This is a genomic window from Deinococcus humi (genome assembly GCF_014201875.1).
Lineage (GTDB): Bacteria > Deinococcota > Deinococci > Deinococcales > Deinococcaceae > Deinococcus > Deinococcus humi.
Genome location: NZ_JACHFL010000001.1, coordinates 22,000 through 40,373 on the forward strand (window position 1 = coordinate 22,000; position 18,374 = coordinate 40,373).

Below are 18,374 nucleotides of genomic sequence, written 5' to 3' on the forward strand. Positions count from 1 at the left end.
CGCCCGCCCGGAGCGTGGATAGCGGCCCAGCAGACCGACTAAAGGGGACGTGAGGATGACCGGGCGCGGGCATTACCCTCCCTCCCCCCGACGCTGAGTGGTCACTGCGACACAATTCTCACACCCCTCTCCTTTTCCAATTCTTGATGTTGTGTTACCGTATGCACAATCATTTCCCAATACGGTTCTCTGAATTTCTGTTTTCGCCCCCTGCGAGCTTAAATCCGATGCTTCGAACGACAATTGTTCCCTCGATTCCAGCCCTGCTTCTGAGCGCCCTGCTGTCCCTGGGGGGTCACGCGGCGGCCCAGACAGAGGGATTTCAGGGCATGACCGTGACCGTGCAGGCCAAGGACACCGCCTACAGCCTCGCCAAACGCGCGGGCCTGAGCGTGGAGGCCCTGCTGGCGCTCAACGGCCTGCACAGTCCGGACCTCAAAATCGGCCAGGTGCTCCGGGTCTCCAGCGTGGCGCGGCACGTCGTCGGGCCGAAGGAAACGCTGTACGCGCTGTCCCGCCGCTATGGCGTCAGCGTGGACGCGCTGCTGGCCGAGAATGCGCTGCCGGAGGGCGCGATTCTCAGCGTGGGGCAAGTGTTGCGGCTGCCCGCGAACGCCACCCTGCCCGCTGCGCAGCCCGTCCCCGTCGCCCTGGCCCCCACGCCAGGGCCGCTTGCTGTGACGCCCGTCCTGCCCACGCTGACACCTCCGGCGCTCCTGAGTTCTCCACAGCCGCCCGAGGCGGTCCCCGACGGGCCGCAGACCGCGGGCGAGTGGCCCGCCGCCCATAACCCCAGCGCGGCACAACCGGACCCCACCGCTACCGCGAGCATCCTGCCGGGTGACTGGCGCGGCATGGCCATGGCGCTGCTGGGAACGCCGTACCACTACGGCGGGACCACCCTTGCCGGTCTGGATTGCAGCGGCTTCGTCCTGCAGGTCTTCACGCCGCTGGGCGTTCGGCTGCCCCGCGTCAGCGCGGATCAGGCGCAGGTGGGCCAGCCAGTAGCGGCAGAAGACCTGCAACCCGGCGATCTCGTCTTCTTCGACACCGAAGGCGGAGGGCGCATCTCGCACGTGGGCATCTACCTGGGCGGTGACACCTTTGTCAGCGCCAACAGTTACCAGGGCAAGGTCGCGCTGGATACCCTGATGGCTGACCGCTACTGGGGGCCGCGTTACCGGGGAGCCCGGCGCGTGCTGAGCACTCCATACGCAATTCAGAGACCCTGAGCTCCTGCCCGACCTGCGCCCACGCATAACTCCGGGCTTTGCTTTATGCGGGACGCTCAGGGGTGGACGGCCATTTCCGTTTTCCCTGCCTCAGCCTCGCCGTGTGACCCCGTCCACGGTCAGCAAGGGACCGTACAGTTCAGGGCGACGGTCCCGGAAAAAGCCCATGCCCGCGCGAAATTTACGTGCCTCGGCCAGATTCAGATCGTGGATCAGCGCGCCCTCGTCGGTGTCGCCGAATTCAGCCACCAGTTCGCCGGTGTAGTCGCTAATGAACGAGTGGCCGTAGTAGGTCTGGGTCAGGCCGCCCACTATTTCGGTGCCGATGCGGTTAGCCGCACCGACATAGCTGGAATTGCTGACGGCGTGGCCCACCATCGCGCGCTGCCACATGTGGTGGCTGTTGGGCGACTCGACCTCGGCGGGCTCACTCCCGATGGCGGTGGGGTACAGCAGGAAATCCGCGCCCTGGAGCATCATGACGCGGGCCGTTTCGGGATACCACTGGTCCCAGCAGATGCCCGCACCCACGCGGCCGTAGCGGGTGGACCAGACTTTGAAACCGGTGTCGCCGGGGTTGAAGTAGTACTTTTCCTCGTAGCCGGGACCGTCGGGGATGTGGGTCTTGCGGTAGTTGCCCAGCACCTCACCGTCGGCATCGATGCACACCAGACTGTTGTAGTGCGCCTGCCCGGCCCGCTCGAAGTAGCTCAGTGGCAGTACCACGCCCAGTTCGCGGGCCAGGTTCTGGAAACGCCCGATAAACGGGTGGCCGTCCTGCGGGTGGGCGAGGGCAAAGTAGTCTTCACGCTCGACCTGACAGAAATACAGGTTCTCGAACAGTTCAGGCAGCAAGATCACCCTTGCGCCCTGCCGGGCAGCGTCGCGCACATGCTCCTCGGCGCGGCCCACGTTGTCGTCCAGCTGATCGGTGACGTGCATCTGGATAACAGCCAGTTTCACGGTCTGGGGGGATTGGCTCGGCATCGTGGTCATGTGCCGAGGCTAACGGATTGAAGTGACAGGGAGCGGAATCCAGCTCACGCCGGACGCACCAGCACGCTGTCTCCAGCTCCCAGTCCTGTCCTCAACAGCAGTTCGGGCGGCACCATCAGTGCGTTGGACAGATTCGGGCCGCCGCGCACGGGCAGGGTATGCACCTGACCGTCGTCGGTGCGAATGGCGATGTGCTGTGGTGGACGCAGCATATCTTCCTTCCAGCGCCTGATGATCTGCTCGTCGATCACCACCACGCCCCGGACTTCGCGGGTCACGGCCACGTTCAGGCGGGCCACCCGGGACTTACGCGGCGCAATCAGGTGGATGTGGTGCAGTTTTTGCAACAGCCTGCGGGCGTCGGGGTCCTGCGACAGCACCGAGACGGGCCGCTGGACCTCGATCTGTTTGAGAATCTCCTGCTCCTTGAGCCCCCAGCGAATGCGCGCCACACGTTCCGGCGAGGTGATCTTCACCGGGCCGCTGAAGGGCAGGGGGATTTCGGGCAGACTGTCAAGCACGTCCAGCGCCACGTCGTCCAGGTTCATGTTCAGCAGCGGATTGGGGTGCGCAATGCCCTCGTCGAATTTAAACTGGCCCCGCGGGTCGCGCAGCAGCCTCAGCAGGGCAGGAATACCCGTCTGGGCCGCAAACTGCAGGTGGCGCACCCAGTGGCCTTCCAGATAGGCCTGAAACGGCCCGTCGGTACGATGGACGGTCAGGACGCCCGTGCGGCCCTGCTCACTCAGCAGGTACAGAAGTTGTAGGAAATCGAAAGTTTCGAGGCTGGCGGTGTTGGTCATGGGGGATGAGGCTTAGGGAACGCCTGGCCACAGAGTGTAGCGGGAACGGCCAGAGATGGATTCGCCCTCTGGGGGGGGTTACCCCCGGCCCCCCCGACAGCTCAAGTTGCGCGTCGCCCCTGCCTGCCCTACCCACGCAACAGGTGCGAGAAACCGCCGTCTTGGAGGGGTGGCAGATCATCGAGGCTGCCCAGCCCGAAGTCCAGCAGAAAACGCGCGGTGGTTCCGTAAAGCAGCGGGCCGCCCACCGCGTCTGAGCGGCCCACCACCTTAACCAGTTCGCGTTCTTGCAGGGTCACCACAGTGCCCGCGCTGCCGCCGCGCATGGCCTCGATCTCGGCGCGGGTGACGGGCTGCCGGTAGGCAATGACAGCCAGCACCTCCAGCGCGGCGCTGCTTAGCGCAGGCAGCGGCGGCGGCGCCAGCAGCGGCGAGAGCCGGGCGGCCAGTGCGGGCGGCACGATCAGGCGCCAGCCCCCCGCCACGGCCTCGGCCATGAAGCCTAGATCGGAGGCGGCCAGGGAGCGCGCGAACGCTTCCAGGCCCCGCTGCACGGCGCTTTCGGACAAGTCCAACGTGTCGGCCAGTTCCCGCGCAGTTACGGGCCGTCCGGCGGCCAGCAGCGCCGCACCGATCAGCGCCGACAGCTTGGGCGGGGCGCCGGAATCCGCGGGAAGATCAACCACCGGTCTGCAACCTGGCGAGCAGCGCGGCTACCGCCCCGTCCAGCGGCCCCGAACGCAAGACCGTTCCTTGCGGCAACTGAATGACCGTACTGGCCTGTCCACCCACCGGCAGCTCGTCAGCACCCCCATCCGAGAAGTCCGACAGCACAAAATCGGCCAGCTCCATGCCGCTCGCTTCGGCCGCCGTCAGGGCCGGAGGCTGACCACTGCGGTTACAGCTGGTGGTCAACAATCGCCCCCCACTGCGGCGCAGCAGCGCCAGCGCCAGCGGATGGGACGGCACGCGCAGCCCCACCAGACCCCCTGGGGCCAGCATGGGCGAGGTCTCGGGCAGGGCCGGAGTCACTAGCGTCAGCGGACCGGGCCACAGCACCGACAGGGCCGTGAGCGCGGCGTCCGGCCTGGCCAGTTCCAGCGCCGCGCGAGCGTCCTGACAGGAGACCTGTACAGGCCGGTGGGCCGCCCGGCCCTTGATCTCATAGAGGCGCTGCACGGCCACAGCATGATCCGGTAGAACGGCCAGACCCCAGACCGTCTCGCTGGGATAGGCCACCACACCGCCGCCCTCGAGAACGGTCCAGGCACGGTCTAGTGCGGCAGCATGTTGGGAAGAAAAAGTGGGGAATTCAGGCATAGGGACAGCGCTTGTAAGGCCAGCGCAAGACCACCCCAGATTATACTGGCCGGACTATGGCCGTCTTCGAATACCGTGCACGTGACCGCTCTGGCAAAGTGCTCAAATCCCAGATGGAGGCCGAGACGGCCACCCAGGTCCGCGACACGCTGCGCGCCAAGAACCTGATGATCGTCGAGATCAAGGCTCCCAAGAGCGGTTTGAACGCGGACCTGAAGATCCCCTTTCTGGATGACCGTCCCCCCAGCCTCAAGCAGGTCTCGATCTTCAGCAAGCAGCTCGCCACATTGATCAACGCCGGGGTGCCGCTGGTACAGTCGCTGGCTGTGCTGCAGGGCCAGATCGAACACAAGGGGTTTCAGAAAACCGTCAAAACCCTGCGTAGCGAAGTGGAGGCCGGCACCCCCCTGAGCGAGGCCATCGCCAAGTACCCCAAGATCTTTAATCGCCTGTACGTCAATCTGGTGCGCGCTGGAGAAACCAGCGGCACGCTGGATCAGGTCCTGGAGCGTATCGCCGACTTCCAGGAAAAGGAACTGGCGCTGCGCGGCAAGATCAAGAGTGCGCTGACGTACCCAGTGGTGGTGCTGGTGTTTGCCATCCTGATCACTTATTTCCTGCTGACCACCATCGTGCCGCAGTTTGCGGGCATCCTGGCGCAGCTCAATGCGCCGCTGCCCTTCATCACCAAGATGTTGATGGCCGTGTCGGACTTCCTGAAACATTCGGCCTGGCTGATCGTGGTCTTTGCGATCATCCTCACCTTCGTATACCGCTGGGTCTACAAGATGCCCAAGGGGCGCACCACCATCGACGACATCAAGCTCAAGCTGCCGGTCTTCGGCAACCTGACCCAGAAAAGCGCCATTGCCTCCTTTGCACGCACTTTTGGACTGCTGATCAGCAGCGGCGTGAACATCATCGAGGCGCTGGAAATCACCAAGGGTACGGCTGATAACGCCATCGTCGAGGACACCATCGAGAACGCCAAGAACGTCGTGATGGTGGGTGAGCAGATGAGTTCCAGTCTGGCGACCAGCAAGGTCTTCCCCCCCATGGTGGTCAGCATGATCTCTATCGGCGAGGAGACTGGCGCGCTGGACTCAATGCTGGCCAAGGTGGGCGACTTCTATGACCGCGAAGTCGACGAGGCCGTCGAGAGCATGACGGCAGCCATCGAGCCGATCATGATCGTCTTCCTGGGCGGAATCGTGGGGACCATCGTCGCCGGGATGTTTTTGCCCATGTTCAGCATCATCGGCCAACTCAGCCAGTAGTGTTGTACAGGAGGAGGTACTTGTCACCATTCGGATATACATGTCATCACCCCAGGAGAGCGCCCAAGCGGGCGCTCTTTTGTTCGTCTGACACGAGATTCATCGAGAGCTTTCCTCTCTTTCTTTGCAGAACGGCACCTATGCTTCCACAGGTAAGTGCTGTATAGAGCACAAAAACCCACCGATTCGGCAGGCTCTTGCAAGTGAAAACAGGCCGTGATCGAGTGTGCCTCCATAGGTGACATTCAACAAAAGCAGCTGTAGCGGCCGGGGGCGGCACCTACCGCAACACAGGACTTACACGCGCGTGAAGTCCGGCCCTTCCTCCAGCGCTTTGACCCAGGCGGCGATGATGTCGATGCACGCCTTCACGTCCCGCACGTCGACCATCTCGGAGGGGCTGTGCATATAGCGGTTGGGAATACTGACCACGGCGGACGGCACGCCCCCGCGCACCAGGGTCAGGGCGTCGGCATCGGTGCCGGTATAGCGGCCAGATGCACTCAGGGTGTAGGGAATCTCAGCGTTTTTGGCGGCCTCCACCATCTGGCGCAGCACCACCGGGCTGGTCATCGGACCAACCGCCAGATTGGCACCACTGCCGAAGGGGGCCACGCCGTATTTCTTCTCACTCACGCCGGGCTGCTTGGTCTCGTGAGTGACATCCACGGCAACGCCCGCGATAGGATCGAGACGGTGACCGCTCACGGTTGCGCCGAAGACACCGATTTCTTCCTGGCTGGTGCCAACAGCCACAATCCGGTGCTTGAGGTCCGTAGTCTGCAGCGCCTTGAGGGCTTCAAGCACGATAAACGCACCCACACGATTGTCCAGCGCGCGGCTGACGATCCTGTCGCCCACCATGAGCGGTCCCTGCTCGATCACGCCGTAGGTGCCTACCGGAATGCGTTCTTGCACCTCTTCCTTGCCCAGGCCCACGTCGATCCACAGTTCCTCGAGTTTGCTGGCCTTGGTGCGTTCCTCAGCTTCCATGACGTGAATGGCCTTCTTGCCGATCACGCCGATCACGTCGCCGCCCGGTGCGAGCAGGCGAATACGCTGGCCCACCAGCACCTGCGGGTCCCAGCCGCCCACACCTAGGAAGCTGATCAGGCCCTCGTCGCCGACGAACGACACGATCAGGCCGATTTCGTCCAGGTGGCCCATCAGGGCAATCGCGGGAGCATTCTCCGGCCCCAGCTCGGCATACACGTTGCCGTAATGGTCCTCGGAGACGCGGGCGAAGGCGCTGGCCTCGGCCTTCCACACATCGGCGGCGCGGCGCTCCTGACCGCTGGGGGCGGCCTCGGACAGCAGCTTGAAGAGAAAGTCCTTGTTGATGCTGGCGTTCTGATCTGAGTTGGAAGTCACGCGGGGCAGTTTAGAGCAGACCCACCAGCGCTGCATCCGGCACCTGGCCTACCGATTGATCTTGCAGTTCCCTGAGAACGTTGTGACTGCGGCCTCCGCTATCCTCTGCACCCATGAGCCATCCTCCCGATCCAGAACGCTCACAGCCTCCCGGCACCGACAATGCACAGGGCATTCAGGTCAACGTCCAGGTGGTGCATCTAGCGGCGCAGAGCACGCCGGAGCGCCGGGTCTTCTCCTACGTGATCCGGATCGAGAACCGCAGCGATCAAACCTGGCAATTGCTGGCCCGCCACTGGGACATCGTGGACGCGCTTGGCCACGAGATCCAGGTGGACGGCGACGGGGTGGTGGGCGAGCAGCCGGTCATTCCGCCAGGAGGCATCTTCGTCTACGATTCTTTCGTGACTGTAGAAGCAGTTCCAGGACGCATGGGCGGCTATTACGTCATGCAAGACGCCTGGGGAGCACGGGCACGGGTGTCGATTCCGCCCTTCATATTGGACGTGCCGGGAGAACGGACCCTGAATTAGGGGTCACCCCATCCCGCCGCTCCGCTGATTCTCCAGCAGCATGGCGTCCCCCAGGGAGTAGAACCGGTAGTTCTCTGCCAGCGCAGCGTCGTAGGCGGCACGGATACAGCCCTCTCCGGCAAAGGCCGCCACCAGCAACAGCAACGTGCTACCGGGCAGATGGAGATTGGTGATCAGCAGATCAGGGACGTGAACGGGGGTGCCGGGGGTGATGAAGATGCGGGTGTCGCCCTCGCCCGGCCGGACCACCCCACCGTCCCAGGCACTTTCCAGCGTGCGGACGGTGGTGGTCCCGACCGCGACGACGCGGCGGCCGTCAGCCCTGGCGCGGTTGATGGCGGCGGCGGCGGTCTCACTGACTGAGTACCGTTCGGCGTGCATGGTGTGGTCGGCCACGGACCCCTGGATGGGCCGGAATGTTCCCGCCCCCACATGCAGGGTCACGGCGCAGCGTTCTACACCCATGCCCTCCAGTCGGGCCAGCAGTTCCGGCGTGAAGTGCAGGCCAGCCGTGGGCGCCGCCACGCTGCCCGGATCGCGGGCGTAAACCGTCTGGTAGCGGACGCGCCACACCTCGTCGTCGTCGCCCGCATCGATGTACGGCGGCAGGGGCAATCGCCCTATCTCGTCCAGATGGGGTTTCAGATCTGAATCGAAACGCAGCAGACGTGCGCCGTCCTCCAGAATCCCGATAACCTCAGCCCGGTGCTCGCCCAGCCACAATTCCTTCCCAGCACGCCTGGCCGGTTTCAGGTACGCGCTCCAGACATTGGCCTCTTCCTCGCGCAGCAGCATCACTTCGACCTGTCCGCCCCCATGCCCATCCGGCGTGACAGGCTTGCGGGCCATCACGCGGGCGGGAATCACACGGCTCTGGTTGAAGACCAGCAGATCGCCGGGGCGCAGCAGGTCTGGCATTTCGTGGAACCTGCGGTGCGAGAGGTCGCCCGCCCCCACCACCATGAGGCGGGACGCGTCGCGCGGTTCCGCTCCGGTCTGGGCGATTCGCTCCGGCGGCAGCGTGAAGTTCAGGCGGTCCAGAACGGCGTCCGCGTTATGGAGATTGGGGTCAGCCATGGTTAAAGTTACTGAACGGTTTCTTCGGGCTTCGGCTCGTCGGCCTTGGCGTTGCCCCGCTGGCGGGCCGGCATCAGCGCACCCTCAATGTCAGGCAAATGCAGGAAACGGTCCGCGGCGTCGATCAGCTTCTGGGCGGTGTGTTCGCGGAAAGCGATGACCTCTACCCGCTTGCCTCGCTCCTGCAAGACTTCGACAATATCGGTAAAGTCGCCGTCGCCGCTGCCCAGCACCACCACATCCAGATGATCCATCAGCCGCACCATGTCGGCCACAATGCCCATGTCCCAATTGCCCTCATAGATGGGCTTGCCACCGTCGGTCACGTGGTGCAGGTGCAGGTTCATGCGCCGCACCTTGAAGCCTAGCGTGGACAGCTTGTAGATGAAGGGACGGGCGGTGGCCTCGTTCTCGCGCTCCACCGTGTACGAGATGGCATGAAGCAGCTCGCGACCATCCACGGCGACGTTCAGCAGCGTCTCGAAGTTGACGGTGCGCTCCAGCAAATCGCGAGCGGAATGGTACAGGTTCTGGGTATCGATAAACACGCCTACACGAGGGCGGTGAACAACGTAGTGCATTGGGGGTTCTCCTGTTATGGCAGAGCAAAAAAGGATAAGGCGGAAGCTCAAGTAATCTGAAAACTGAAAGTGGTGACGCAAGGATCTTAGGTCTGAAGTTTAACACTGGGGCGGGTCCGTCCGCCGCTTCCAAAATGCAGGGCAGAATGATTCCAATCTTCCGGACATCGGAGGCCCAATCGCCATGGACTTTTCCCCGGCCCAGTCATAGAAGGGCTATCGGCGTCTACAGTTCTCTCACCAATGCCCGAGACGAACGCTTGGTGACGACCCCCTGCAAGAATCCCGTCACCTGCTGGGCGAAGGGTTCAGGGGGAAACCTTCGGCGGCAACTCTGTTCTCCAGCCTGGGCGAGTTGGGCCGCGTAGGCTGGATCCTCGATCAGTTGCGTGACTTTCCGCTCCAAATCCTCCACGTTGCGCGGTTCAAACAACAAGCCAGTTTCACCGTCACGGATCAACTCTGGAAGGGCAAAGGCACGTGCCGCAACGACGGGGCGGTGGGCAAGCATGGCCTCGACAACCGCAAGCCCGAAGGCCTCTTCAGGTGACACGTGGACATAGATGTCGATCAGGCCCAGGATGGCCCGGGCATCTTTGCGAGTTCCGAGAAAAAGAATGCGATCCCTGGAATCAAGCTGGTTTGCCAGACTGAGCATGGCGTCACGATCTGCGCCACTACCGAGCAGAACAAGATAAAGTTTGGGATATTTCTTTGAGAGAGCATCGAACGCGCGCAACAGCGTCGGATGGTCTTTGTAATAGACAAAAGTCGCCATATAGCCGAGCACAGTTGCATCTTCCGGCAGACCGAATTCTGCTCTCTTCTCCTTGCGATAGGGCTGCCAATCCGGATTGCTTTCTGGCGTTTCGACTGAGTTATAGATAACAGCGTCCTGCCCACGGTAACCTTCGGGGCGATTGTTGACCCCCACCGCCTCCGAAACATAGATGAGCGAATCATGCCGGGCCAGGTTTGAGAAAATCGTTTTCTTGAGGGAACTTGTCTTGAGCTGATTTACTGTGTGGATCCAATAGACGACCGGTTTACCACTCAAAAGCGTGGCGACTTTTCCAACAAGGTAGGACCGAAAAGAATTTGCCACCACCACGTCGAGTGATTCAGAACGAATCATTTTCCTCAGCTGCAATGCAGACTGCAGAATAGAGGAGTTCCCCAGATGATTAACTTTTGCATCAACAGACTCAAAGAATTCAACCATCGATTTTTGCGGAACATCAAGACTGGCGATAAATACATTGAGCTCATCTCTATGCCTGTAACGCGCGACCTTCGACAAGACCTGAGTAATTCCGCTGTTGTAAATGAGGGGAACGTCCACAAACACGGCGCGTAGGGGCTGACGATCTGACGTCGGTGAATCAGGCATGCTGAGCTGGAGTAGATCACGCCCACAGTTACCAGAAGGTAAAACTGAATGGGCGACACCCGAGCTCACAGCACAAGCGATGCCTCCTGGCTGTCATTCTCCAAGTGACGCTCCCACAGACCAGCGTCAACCAGACCATCAGGACACAGCGATCTCCGATTCAACTATGATTCGTGACGCCTGTGAGTAGCCTCAAAGCCAAGACCGTCAACGCGATGAAATGGAGTTACCTCTCCATGTTCGTCGGGCTGGCGCTACAGCTGTTTTTTGCCGCCATCCTGTCACGCCTCCTGACCAAGGAGGAGTTCGGGGTGTGGGCCATCGCAGCTGTGCTCCAGAGATTCGGGCAGTTTATCACTGATCTCGGCGTGGGTCAGGCAATCGTGCAAAAAGCGAAACTCACTGAAGAGGATATCCGGGCGGGGTTTACAGCGGCCATGATTCTCGGCATCCTGACGACGGCTCTGGCCTGGCTCATTGCGCCGGCAGCGAGTCGTTTCTACATGGATGTTCCAAATCTGGTCCCCGTTTTCCGGGGTTACGCCCTGGTATACATCCTGAGCAGTGGAATTATTATCTCCAGCAGCCTGCTGCGGCGTGCACTGAACTTCCGGCCAGTCGTGAGAGCCGAATTGACCTCATATGCCATTGGACATGGCGTCATTGGTCTCAGTGCCGCCTACCTGGGATATGGGGCGATGAGTCTGGTCATCAGCGCTATAGCACAGGCTGTCATTCAACTGATCCTGTTGTACTCCGCGACGAGACATACCCTGACACCCATTTTCAGGTGGAGCGCTTACCAGGGCCTGTTCAGTTTCGGTGTCAAGGCTACAGCCGTTAACTTTCTGGAATACCTCAGCTCTATCCTCGATACACTGATTATCGGCAAGCTGTATTCACCTGTCGCACTCGGCGCGTACAGTCGAACCTTCAGTACGCTGGCGATGCCAGCCACCAACTTTGCCAGCAGTCTTTCGAGGGTCATGGCTCCCTCGTTCAGTGCCGTGCAAAACGAGCCTGAGCGGCTCCGCCGTGCCTACCTTTCAGGTTTACGGGCGGTTGCTCTTGTCATCGGCAGCGCGACCGGATGCATCCTGATTGATGCGCCAGAAATTGTGAAAGTCATGCTCGGTCCTAATTTTCTGGACTCCATTCTCCTGATGCAGATCTTCGCTCTGTACATTCCTTTTGCTGTCCTGACCAACCTCTCTGCGGTTCTGGCCGAGGCAACAGCTCGGCTAAACGTGAAGATTAAAATCCAGGCTGTGTATCTCGTGGCACTCGGACTGTCATTCTGGACGGCCTATAGCCTGGGAGGGCGGGTCGAGGAACTGGCCATGGTGTTGGTGGGAGCCAGTGCACTCCGGAGTGTGGCATTTGCTGTGGTGGCCCGGCAAATTATTGGGGGCGGTGGACGTCAGATTGCACTTGCATATGGCCTGGGCGGCCTCTATTTCCTTGGTTCCGCGTGCCTCACTGCTGCCGTAGTGTTCCCGCTGAGGTCAGTGAATCTGCCGTTGCCTGCACTCTTCATTATAGAAATGGTCCTTGGTCTTCTAGTGGTCGCGTCCGCCGTGCTGCTCGGGCCGCCCAGCGAACTCCAGTCCATGGCGCGCGCCACTTTGCAACAGTTGCGCGGTCGGCTCGCCAATTCAGCCGGCTAGGCCGCGTTGACGAAACCGTGGCCGTAGTCCGCTAGCCGGCACCGCTATGACCTGACTGACGGCCAGAGGAGTTAGTTTGTTTCACTCCTTCACGGGGCCATCTCCCTATGACCACCGACAGGTGCTGGCTGCATACCATCCTCCACGCTGGTGACCCCGGCCCAGCAACGGTACGTCAAGTGGGACAGCTTTGCTGGGCGCTGGCGGGATCTGGCAGATGAACTTCGTGGACGGTAGGCGAAAGAGGCGGGAAGGAGCGTTCAATCAAAACTCCATCTACGCCCTACGGGGCGAGAGCAGGCCAAGTGCGTCTGTGCTGGCTGATGGCGAGCGGCACGAAGCAAAGTCCCTGGAGCCACGCCCAACTCTGGTTGCACCAGACGAAACATCTGGGTGCCCCTTCTCTTTCTCGATGTCCCTGCCAAACAACCTCATCCCCCCTCCCCCGCCCAGCGGGTAACGTACAGGCATGACCCGTGACGGTTCTGCCCCCGCTTCCGCCGATGCCCTGAGTGCCGCCCAGGCCGCCTACGACGCCATACGCGCCAGGGGCCTGAAGCTGAACATGCAGCGCGGTCAGCCTTCCGACGCGGATTTCGATCTGTCCAATGGGCTGCTGTCCACTCTGGGCGAGACGGACCTCAGCATGGACGGTATCGATCTGAGGAACTATCCAGGCGGAATTGCCGGGCTGCCCAGCGCGCGGCAGCTGTTCGCGGAGTATCTGGATGTCAAGGCCGAGAACGTGATCGTCTGGAACAACGCCTCGTTGGAACTGCAGGGCTTCGTGCTCACCTTCGCGCTGCTGCACGGCATGCGCGGCAGCACCCAGCCATGGGTCAAGGGGGACGCCAAACCCAGGTTCATCGTGACCACCCCGGGCTATGACCGGCACTTCCTGCTGCTCCAGACGCTGGGCTTTGATCTGGTGGCGGTGGACATGCAACATGACGGCCCCGATCTGGACGCCATCGAACGGCTGGCGGCGGACGATGCGGGCATCAAAGGCATCCTCTTCGTGCCGACGTTCAGCAATCCTGGCGGCGAGACGATCAGCGCCGACAAGGCCCGGCGGCTGGCCGCGCTAAAAGCCGCCGCGCCCGACTTCACGATTCTGGCCGACGACGCCTACCGCGCACATCACCTGGGGACGCCACCCGAGACGGTTAACTTTGTGACGCTCTGCCGGGACGCGGGCCATCCGGACCGGTCCTTCGTGTTCGCCAGCACCAGCAAGATTACGCTGGCGGGAGCGGGGCTGGGCTTCGTGGCGAGCAGCGAGGACAACATCAAGTGGATGTCGAAATACCTGAATGCCCAGAGCATCGGTCCCAACAAGGCCGAACAGGCACGGCACGTCAAATTTTTGAGGAATTACCCCGGCGGCATCGAGGGGCTGATGCGCGACCACGCCGCGTTGATCGCCCCCAAGTTCCACGCGGTGGACGAGACCCTGCGCACCGAGCTGGGCACCGACGGCGAATACGCCACCTGGGCCAGCCCCCAGGGCGGTTATTTCATCAGTCTGAACACTGCGGCCCCTGTGGCGGCCCGCGTGGTGGAACTGGCTGACGCGGCGGGTGTGAGCCTGACCCCGGCCGGGGCCACGTACCCGGACGGTCTGGACCCCGGCAACCGCAATATCCGTCTTGCGCCCACCCGCCCACCCGTCGGTGAGGTCTATACCGCCATGAGTGCTGTCGCCGCGTGCATCCGCCTTGCCACTGAGGAACACCGCGCCGGGCACAGGGGGCAGGGCAACTCCTGACTCCTGTGCCCTCACGCTTGATTTCCGCATGGTCCGTGGGACAGGATACCCGCCATGCCTAACCGCTTTTCCGGCAACGACACCGAGCGGTCCGCGCTGGAGGCTTACATCAAGCTGTGGCGCGCCGCACAGGCTGTGGAGACGGCGGCCAACCGTCATCTGTCGGACCACGGCCTGACCCTCAGCCAGTTCGCGGTGCTGGAGGCGCTGTACCACCTGGGACCACTCAGTCAGCGGCAACTGGCCGATAAGATTCTGCGGTCCAGCGGCAATCTGACGATGGTCATCGACAACCTAGAGAGGGACCACCAGGTCAGCCGGGAGCGCAATCCCGCAGACCGCCGTGCCTTCCAGATTTCACTGACGGATGCAGGGCGCAACCTGATCGAACGGATCCTGCCCGGTCACGTCCGGGGTATCCAGGCCCTGTTCAGTGTGCTGGAGCCGGATGAGGTGCAGCAGCTCAGCGCCCTGACCCGCCGGCTGGGGCTGGAGGCGCGGCGACAGGACGCCGAGCGGAGCAACAGCGAGAAAGAATAGGGCGGGAAAAGCGTTCCCCATCTGGTGGTCATGCATGACAGCCCATTCAGAAATGAGCTAAAGCCAGTTGCTGATGCCCGCCAGTTCAACCTTTCTTGCATCTGGTCAAACTATGCCACTGCCGGAAGCCTATGCTGGAGCTACAGATGAACGCGACCCTGCCGGTGGTGGGCCAGCGGCTCCGCGCCCTGAGTGCGCGGCGCAGCGGCGTGGCCGTGTGGCTCTGGGGCGAGGCCGGTATCGGCAAAACCTACACCAGCCGGGCGCTGCTCCGCGGGACGCCGTGCCGCAACGCGACCGTGGCCGCCACGCTGCCCCTCACCGCATTGGTCCGCGCCCTTCCGCGCCCGGCGCGCCCCCGCGCTTGGCTGCAGACCGCGTTGGACCACCTGCAGTCTGGCCAGACTGTGGCGGTGCCGACCGAAGACGTTCTGGCTGCCCTGCTGGGACAGCTCGCGCCCTTCGTTCTTCATCTGGAGGATTTGCACGGAGCGGACACTACCCGTAAAGAATGGATTGATCGCCTGGCCGTGGCCGTGGCCCGCACGCGCGGAGCCGCCCTGTTGGTCAGCAGCAGAGTGTCACCACCGGAAAGCTGGCCGGAAGATGCGCTCACTCTGCCGCTGGAGCGCCAGTCGAAGCCGACCAGCGCGGCCCTGATGGAATCCGAGGCCGGCGCAGCGCTGCCTGCCGAGGCGCTGGCATGGGTCTACGAACGGGCCTGCGGCAATCCACTGTTCACGCTGGAATATTTCCGGCTGCTGGCGCGACAGGGACACTTATGGAACAGCGGGGACCACTGGCGCTGGCGTGCGCCGCAGGGTCAGATTTCCGGGTCAGGGCCGCTGCCGGTGACGGTGGAGGCCCTGATCGAACACGGGCTCGATGATCCGGGAGGCTCGGCCCCCGCAGAGGCTTTGCTGGCGGCCCTGGCCCTGTTGCCTGAATCGGTCGACGACTCACAACTCGTCGCGGTGACCGCCCTGACGACAGCGGAATTGGCAGCCGCCCGAGCAGAATTGCACCGCCGGTGCGTGCTGTTTCAGGGGCACTTCGCCCATCCCCTGTACCGCGAGGTGGCCCTTAAGCGGCTGGCGCCGGCCCGGCGGCAGGCGTTGGCCCGGCGCGCAGTTGAGGCCTTCAAAAACGATCCCCAGGCACTCCTGCCTCTGATTCAAGAGGCCCACCTGGATCCGTTCGAGGCGGCGGATCTCCTGGTAGGGGTCGCAGAATCGACTGTCCCGGGGCCGCAGCACTTCCGGCTGCTCGCACAGGCAGCAGAGTATGCCAGCGGTCCACAGCGCCTTCAGCTGTCTCTGCGGGCCGCCCAGGGGCTCAGGACCGACGATCTGCCCGAAGCGGTGCGCCTGGCCGAAGTCGCTGCCCGTCTGGCTCCGGAGCTGGCTGAAGCCGCACACCTGTATGCCGAACTTCTGGCGCTTCAAGGGCGGCTGGCTGAGGCCGAGGCGTGCCTGGAACGGCGGCCCGCCGAGGAACGAACAGGCCTGCCGTGGTGGTCGCGCCTGATCCGGTTCCGGGGAGTGGCGCGAAATTACGCTGGGGTGCTGGAGTTGTGGCTGGCCCATCCTGAGTTTCACGGCCAGGCGGAAGCAGGCGTGATGTACGCCGTGGCGTTTGCATGCGCCCAGACGAACCGGCTGGAACAGGCGACAGAGCTGGCCAACCAGACCCTGACGTGGCCTGATCTGGACGCAGCCACCCGCTGCGACCTGAACAATGTGCTGGGCATCGTGTGTTACAACCGCGGCGATTTTGCAGGGGCGGCAACGTATCAGGGTCAGGCCGTGACGCTCGCACGCGCTGCCCGCCTCTTCCATCTGGAGCCGGTGTACCTGCATAACCGGGCGATGTCCTTGGGCGAAATCGGCGAATTCGAGGCGCGTCTGGCCGACCTGGGGGCCAGTCTTCGCCTCCACCTGGAGCGGGGGCAGTTTCTTCAGGCCAACCGCGCCCAGGTGACCTTGGCCGACGCCCACCTGGACCGGGCGCATTACGAGCAGGCCGAGGAACTGCTGCTGGAGGCGCGGGAATTTCTGAGCCGCCAGGGTCCGTCAGACCAGCTGATCGAGTGCGAATACCGCCTGAGCGTGCTCTACCGTCACTGGGGACCCCCGCATGGCGGGCTACTGTCCCTCAAACATGGCCGCACTGCGTTGAATTACGCCCGGCAGCTTGGCCTGACGGGCAAGCTGGTGTGGTCTCTGGGTTATGCCGCCATTGCCGAGGCGTGTTTTGGGGCGGCAAGCGAGGGAAGACGTCTGGCCCAGGAAGCGCTGGAGCTGTCCGCCCAACTGAACGCACCGGGGCCGCGCGGTATGGCCCAGTTTGCACTGGCCTTCGCGCTGGAGGCCTCAGGTCAGCCCCATGAGGCGCTCCAGGCGTTCGAAACCACTGAGGCCGAACTGATCGCCCTGGGCGTCACGGACGCTGCACAGGAGGTTGGGCTGGAAGCCGATCGCCTGGCGCACCGTCCGGCGCGGGCTGCCGAACGCTTGGCGTGGTTTGAGAGTGCGGGGATGACCAACCTGGCCCGGGTCACCTGCCAATACTTCCCAGACCTGAACCTCACCCCGCCAGAAGCGGGAGGAATACGACGGGTCAGCACCCCTCCCACCGCGGCCCCGCAGATGGATACACTGCGTCTGGACGTGCTGGGCGAGATGCGTTGCGGCCCCCCCGGTGCGGGCACAGCGGTGCGGGGCGGCAAACGCCGCGAATTGCTGGCCTGTCTGCTGGACAGCCGCCTGCGGGGACGCCCTGACGTGCCGCGCCTAACCCTGACTGACGCGCTCTATCCAGGCCGGGGGGAAAGTCAGGCGGCCTCAGCCCTCAAGGAGCTGGTCCACCAGACCCGCACGGCGCTGGGGGCAGGCGTCATCCAGACCAGCGAAAGTGGCTACGCCCTGGGCAATGTGCAGTCCGACGCGGAACTGTTCTTGCAAAGCGGTGATACGGCGCTGTGGCGCGGTCCTTGCCTGCTGGGCAGGGAACTGGAACCTAGCAGCCTGATGGCCGATACCCTGCACGGCGCGCTTGCGGCGCGGGCCCAGGTCCTGTGCCGCGAGCAGCCCGCCGAGGCCGCCCGCGTGGGCCGACTGCTGTGCGAGGCCAATCCCTATGACCTGTCCGCCCTGGCGCTGACGCTGCAGGCGCTCCGGGCGGCTGGAAACCACCGCAGTCTGGGGCGTTTTTACACGTCGGCCTGCCAGGTTTTCGAGGAAGTAGGCGAACACCTACCCGGAGAGTGGGCGGCGTTCCTGGCAACCTACGGCGAACAGGGCCGGCCCGTCACCTGAACGTGCACCCCAACGCTGAGGATCTAGCAGCACTGCAACAGCTCACCCGTAGCGGGTGATGGGCGGGCCAGTGCCTTCTGCTCTTCTCGTTTGCTGGCCTCAGATTCGCGGGCGTCGCCACCACCCGGCCCAGGAACCCTACCGCCCGCCGGACAGGGTGGCGAGGATCAGAGCGTCGCAGCATAGGTCACGCAGCTCAGCAGCTCAAAGTCTGCCGGCAGTCCCGAAAACAGCATGGCCGCATTCGTGTCCCACTGGCATGCTCAGGGTGCCTGATCTCCACGACTGATCATAAGTGACGCTGCAGATTCACCGCACGCCCCCACCGAACCCGTGTGGACCGGATCGGCGCGCCCTCCCCTTTTTCTGACCGCCGCGTGACCGAGGACGGCTCAGGCTGTGGGCAAGGAGGGACAAGGAAGCGATCACCTCTCCATCAGTTGACCCGGGCCTCGCCGACTCCGCCACCGCGAGAGGTGAACGTTTCCCGGCCCATTCGCCC

At 63.2% G+C, this 18,374-nt stretch carries 15 protein-coding genes; 7 read left to right on the forward strand and 8 right to left on the reverse strand.

Going from position 1 to position 18,374, the window contains the following annotated elements; all coding sequences use genetic code 11:
- The first annotated feature begins 227 nt into the window (after positions 1 to 227).
- Positions 228 to 1,232, forward strand: coding sequence for a C40 family peptidase (locus tag HNQ08_RS00115; RefSeq protein ID WP_184126862.1), 1,005 nt, complete (start codon positions 228 to 230; stop codon positions 1,230 to 1,232).
- A 90-nt stretch (positions 1,233 to 1,322) separates the two neighbouring features.
- Here the strand turns inward: HNQ08_RS00115 and aguB are convergent, their stop codons facing one another.
- The 4 genes from aguB to HNQ08_RS00135 all read right to left on the reverse strand — a co-directional run bounded on the left by aguB (position 1,323) and on the right by HNQ08_RS00135 (position 4,351).
- Positions 1,323 to 2,228: an N-carbamoylputrescine amidase gene (aguB, locus tag HNQ08_RS00120; protein WP_229789510.1), complete on the reverse strand. Its 906-nt coding sequence runs from the start codon at positions 2,226 to 2,228 to the stop codon at positions 1,323 to 1,325.
- Between the two features lie 44 nt (positions 2,229 to 2,272).
- Positions 2,273 to 3,031, reverse strand: coding sequence for a DUF4388 domain-containing protein (locus tag HNQ08_RS00125; protein ID WP_184126863.1), 759 nt, complete (start codon positions 3,029 to 3,031; stop codon positions 2,273 to 2,275).
- A 128-nt stretch (positions 3,032 to 3,159) separates the two neighbouring features.
- The gene (scpB, locus tag HNQ08_RS00130; protein WP_229789513.1) at positions 3,160 to 3,717 is read right to left on the reverse strand and encodes an SMC-Scp complex subunit ScpB; all 558 of its coding nucleotides are present in this window, start codon (positions 3,715 to 3,717) and stop codon (positions 3,160 to 3,162) included.
- Entirely contained in the window at positions 3,710 to 4,351 is a 642-nt protein-coding gene (locus HNQ08_RS00135) for an L-threonylcarbamoyladenylate synthase (RefSeq protein WP_184126865.1), read from the reverse strand. The genes scpB and HNQ08_RS00135 overlap by 8 nt, the downstream gene beginning before the upstream one ends.
- 56 nt (positions 4,352 to 4,407) lie before the next feature.
- Here HNQ08_RS00135 and pilC point away from each other — a divergent pair, with 56 nt between their 5' ends.
- Positions 4,408 to 5,628, forward strand: a complete 1,221-nt coding sequence (pilC, locus tag HNQ08_RS00140) for a type IV pilus assembly protein PilC (protein ID WP_184126867.1) — start codon at positions 4,408 to 4,410, stop codon at positions 5,626 to 5,628.
- Positions 5,629 to 5,925: 297 nt separating this feature from the next.
- Here pilC and HNQ08_RS00145 read toward each other — a convergent pair whose 3' ends face one another.
- Complete coding sequence (locus HNQ08_RS00145) at positions 5,926 to 6,999, reverse strand: M20/M25/M40 family metallo-hydrolase (protein ID WP_229789514.1); 1,074 nt, start codon at positions 6,997 to 6,999, stop codon at positions 5,926 to 5,928.
- A 113-nt stretch (positions 7,000 to 7,112) separates the two neighbouring features.
- On the opposite strand from HNQ08_RS00145, the gene apaG reads away from it, so the two are divergent.
- A complete protein-coding gene (apaG, locus tag HNQ08_RS00150) occupies positions 7,113 to 7,532 on the forward strand; it encodes a Co2+/Mg2+ efflux protein ApaG (protein WP_184126871.1) in 420 nt (139 codons plus the stop codon).
- A 3-nt stretch (positions 7,533 to 7,535) separates the two neighbouring features.
- On the opposite strand, the gene queA is transcribed toward apaG, so the two are convergent.
- From queA to HNQ08_RS00165, 3 genes are all read right to left on the reverse strand, one after another.
- On the reverse strand, positions 7,536 to 8,609 hold the full coding sequence (queA, locus tag HNQ08_RS00155) for a tRNA preQ1(34) S-adenosylmethionine ribosyltransferase-isomerase QueA (RefSeq protein WP_184126873.1): 1,074 nt from the start codon (positions 8,607 to 8,609) through the stop codon (positions 7,536 to 7,538).
- Between the two features lie 8 nt (positions 8,610 to 8,617).
- Complete coding sequence (locus tag HNQ08_RS00160; RefSeq protein ID WP_184126875.1) at positions 8,618 to 9,190, reverse strand: LabA-like NYN domain-containing protein; 573 nt, start codon at positions 9,188 to 9,190, stop codon at positions 8,618 to 8,620.
- Positions 9,191 to 9,416: 226 nt separating this feature from the next.
- Positions 9,417 to 10,580, reverse strand: coding sequence for a glycosyltransferase family 4 protein (locus HNQ08_RS00165; protein ID WP_184126877.1), 1,164 nt, complete (start codon positions 10,578 to 10,580; stop codon positions 9,417 to 9,419).
- A gap of 182 nt (positions 10,581 to 10,762) precedes the next feature.
- On the opposite strand from HNQ08_RS00165, the gene HNQ08_RS00170 reads away from it, so the two are divergent.
- The 4 genes from HNQ08_RS00170 (at position 10,763) to HNQ08_RS00185 (ending at position 17,872) form a co-directional block, all read left to right on the forward strand.
- Positions 10,763 to 12,247 carry an oligosaccharide flippase family protein gene (locus HNQ08_RS00170; RefSeq protein WP_184126879.1) on the forward strand — a complete coding sequence of 495 codons (1,485 nt, stop codon included), beginning with the start codon at positions 10,763 to 10,765 and terminating at the stop codon, positions 12,245 to 12,247.
- A 469-nt stretch (positions 12,248 to 12,716) separates the two neighbouring features.
- A complete protein-coding gene (locus HNQ08_RS00175; RefSeq protein ID WP_184126881.1) occupies positions 12,717 to 14,015 on the forward strand; it encodes an aspartate aminotransferase type Ic in 1,299 nt (432 codons plus the stop codon).
- A 54-nt stretch (positions 14,016 to 14,069) separates the two neighbouring features.
- Positions 14,070 to 14,555 (forward strand): MarR family winged helix-turn-helix transcriptional regulator, encoded by a 486-nt coding sequence (locus HNQ08_RS00180; protein ID WP_184126883.1) that lies wholly within the window; start codon positions 14,070 to 14,072, stop codon positions 14,553 to 14,555.
- A gap of 146 nt (positions 14,556 to 14,701) precedes the next feature.
- Positions 14,702 to 17,872: an ATP-binding protein gene (locus tag HNQ08_RS00185; protein WP_184126885.1), complete on the forward strand. Its 3,171-nt coding sequence runs from the start codon at positions 14,702 to 14,704 to the stop codon at positions 17,870 to 17,872.
- Positions 17,873 to 18,374 lie beyond the last annotated feature (502 nt).

Excerpts from the sequence above, each read along its gene's own strand:
- HNQ08_RS00180 (WP_184126883.1), top strand. The coding sequence starts at position 14,070 with ATGCCTAACCGCTTTTCCGGCAACGACACCGAGCGGTCCGCGCTGGAG.
- HNQ08_RS00125 (WP_184126863.1), bottom strand. The coding sequence starts at position 3,031 with ATGACCAACACCGCCAGCCTCGAAACTTTCGATTTCCTACAACTTCTG.
- aguB (WP_229789510.1), bottom strand. The coding sequence starts at position 2,228 with ATGACCACGATGCCGAGCCAATCCCCCCAGACCGTGAAACTGGCTGTT.
- queA (WP_184126873.1), bottom strand. The coding sequence starts at position 8,609 with ATGGCTGACCCCAATCTCCATAACGCGGACGCCGTTCTGGACCGCCTG.
- HNQ08_RS00185 (WP_184126885.1), top strand. The coding sequence starts at position 14,702 with ATGAACGCGACCCTGCCGGTGGTGGGCCAGCGGCTCCGCGCCCTGAGT.
- HNQ08_RS00175 (WP_184126881.1), top strand. The coding sequence starts at position 12,717 with ATGACCCGTGACGGTTCTGCCCCCGCTTCCGCCGATGCCCTGAGTGCC.
- HNQ08_RS00165 (WP_184126877.1), bottom strand. The coding sequence starts at position 10,580 with ATGCCTGATTCACCGACGTCAGATCGTCAGCCCCTACGCGCCGTGTTT.
- HNQ08_RS00115 (WP_184126862.1), top strand. The coding sequence starts at position 228 with ATGCTTCGAACGACAATTGTTCCCTCGATTCCAGCCCTGCTTCTGAGC.
- apaG (WP_184126871.1), top strand. The coding sequence starts at position 7,113 with ATGAGCCATCCTCCCGATCCAGAACGCTCACAGCCTCCCGGCACCGAC.
- HNQ08_RS00160 (WP_184126875.1), bottom strand. The coding sequence starts at position 9,190 with ATGCACTACGTTGTTCACCGCCCTCGTGTAGGCGTGTTTATCGATACC.
- pilC (WP_184126867.1), top strand. The coding sequence starts at position 4,408 with ATGGCCGTCTTCGAATACCGTGCACGTGACCGCTCTGGCAAAGTGCTC.
- HNQ08_RS00135 (WP_184126865.1), bottom strand. The coding sequence starts at position 4,351 with ATGCCTGAATTCCCCACTTTTTCTTCCCAACATGCTGCCGCACTAGAC.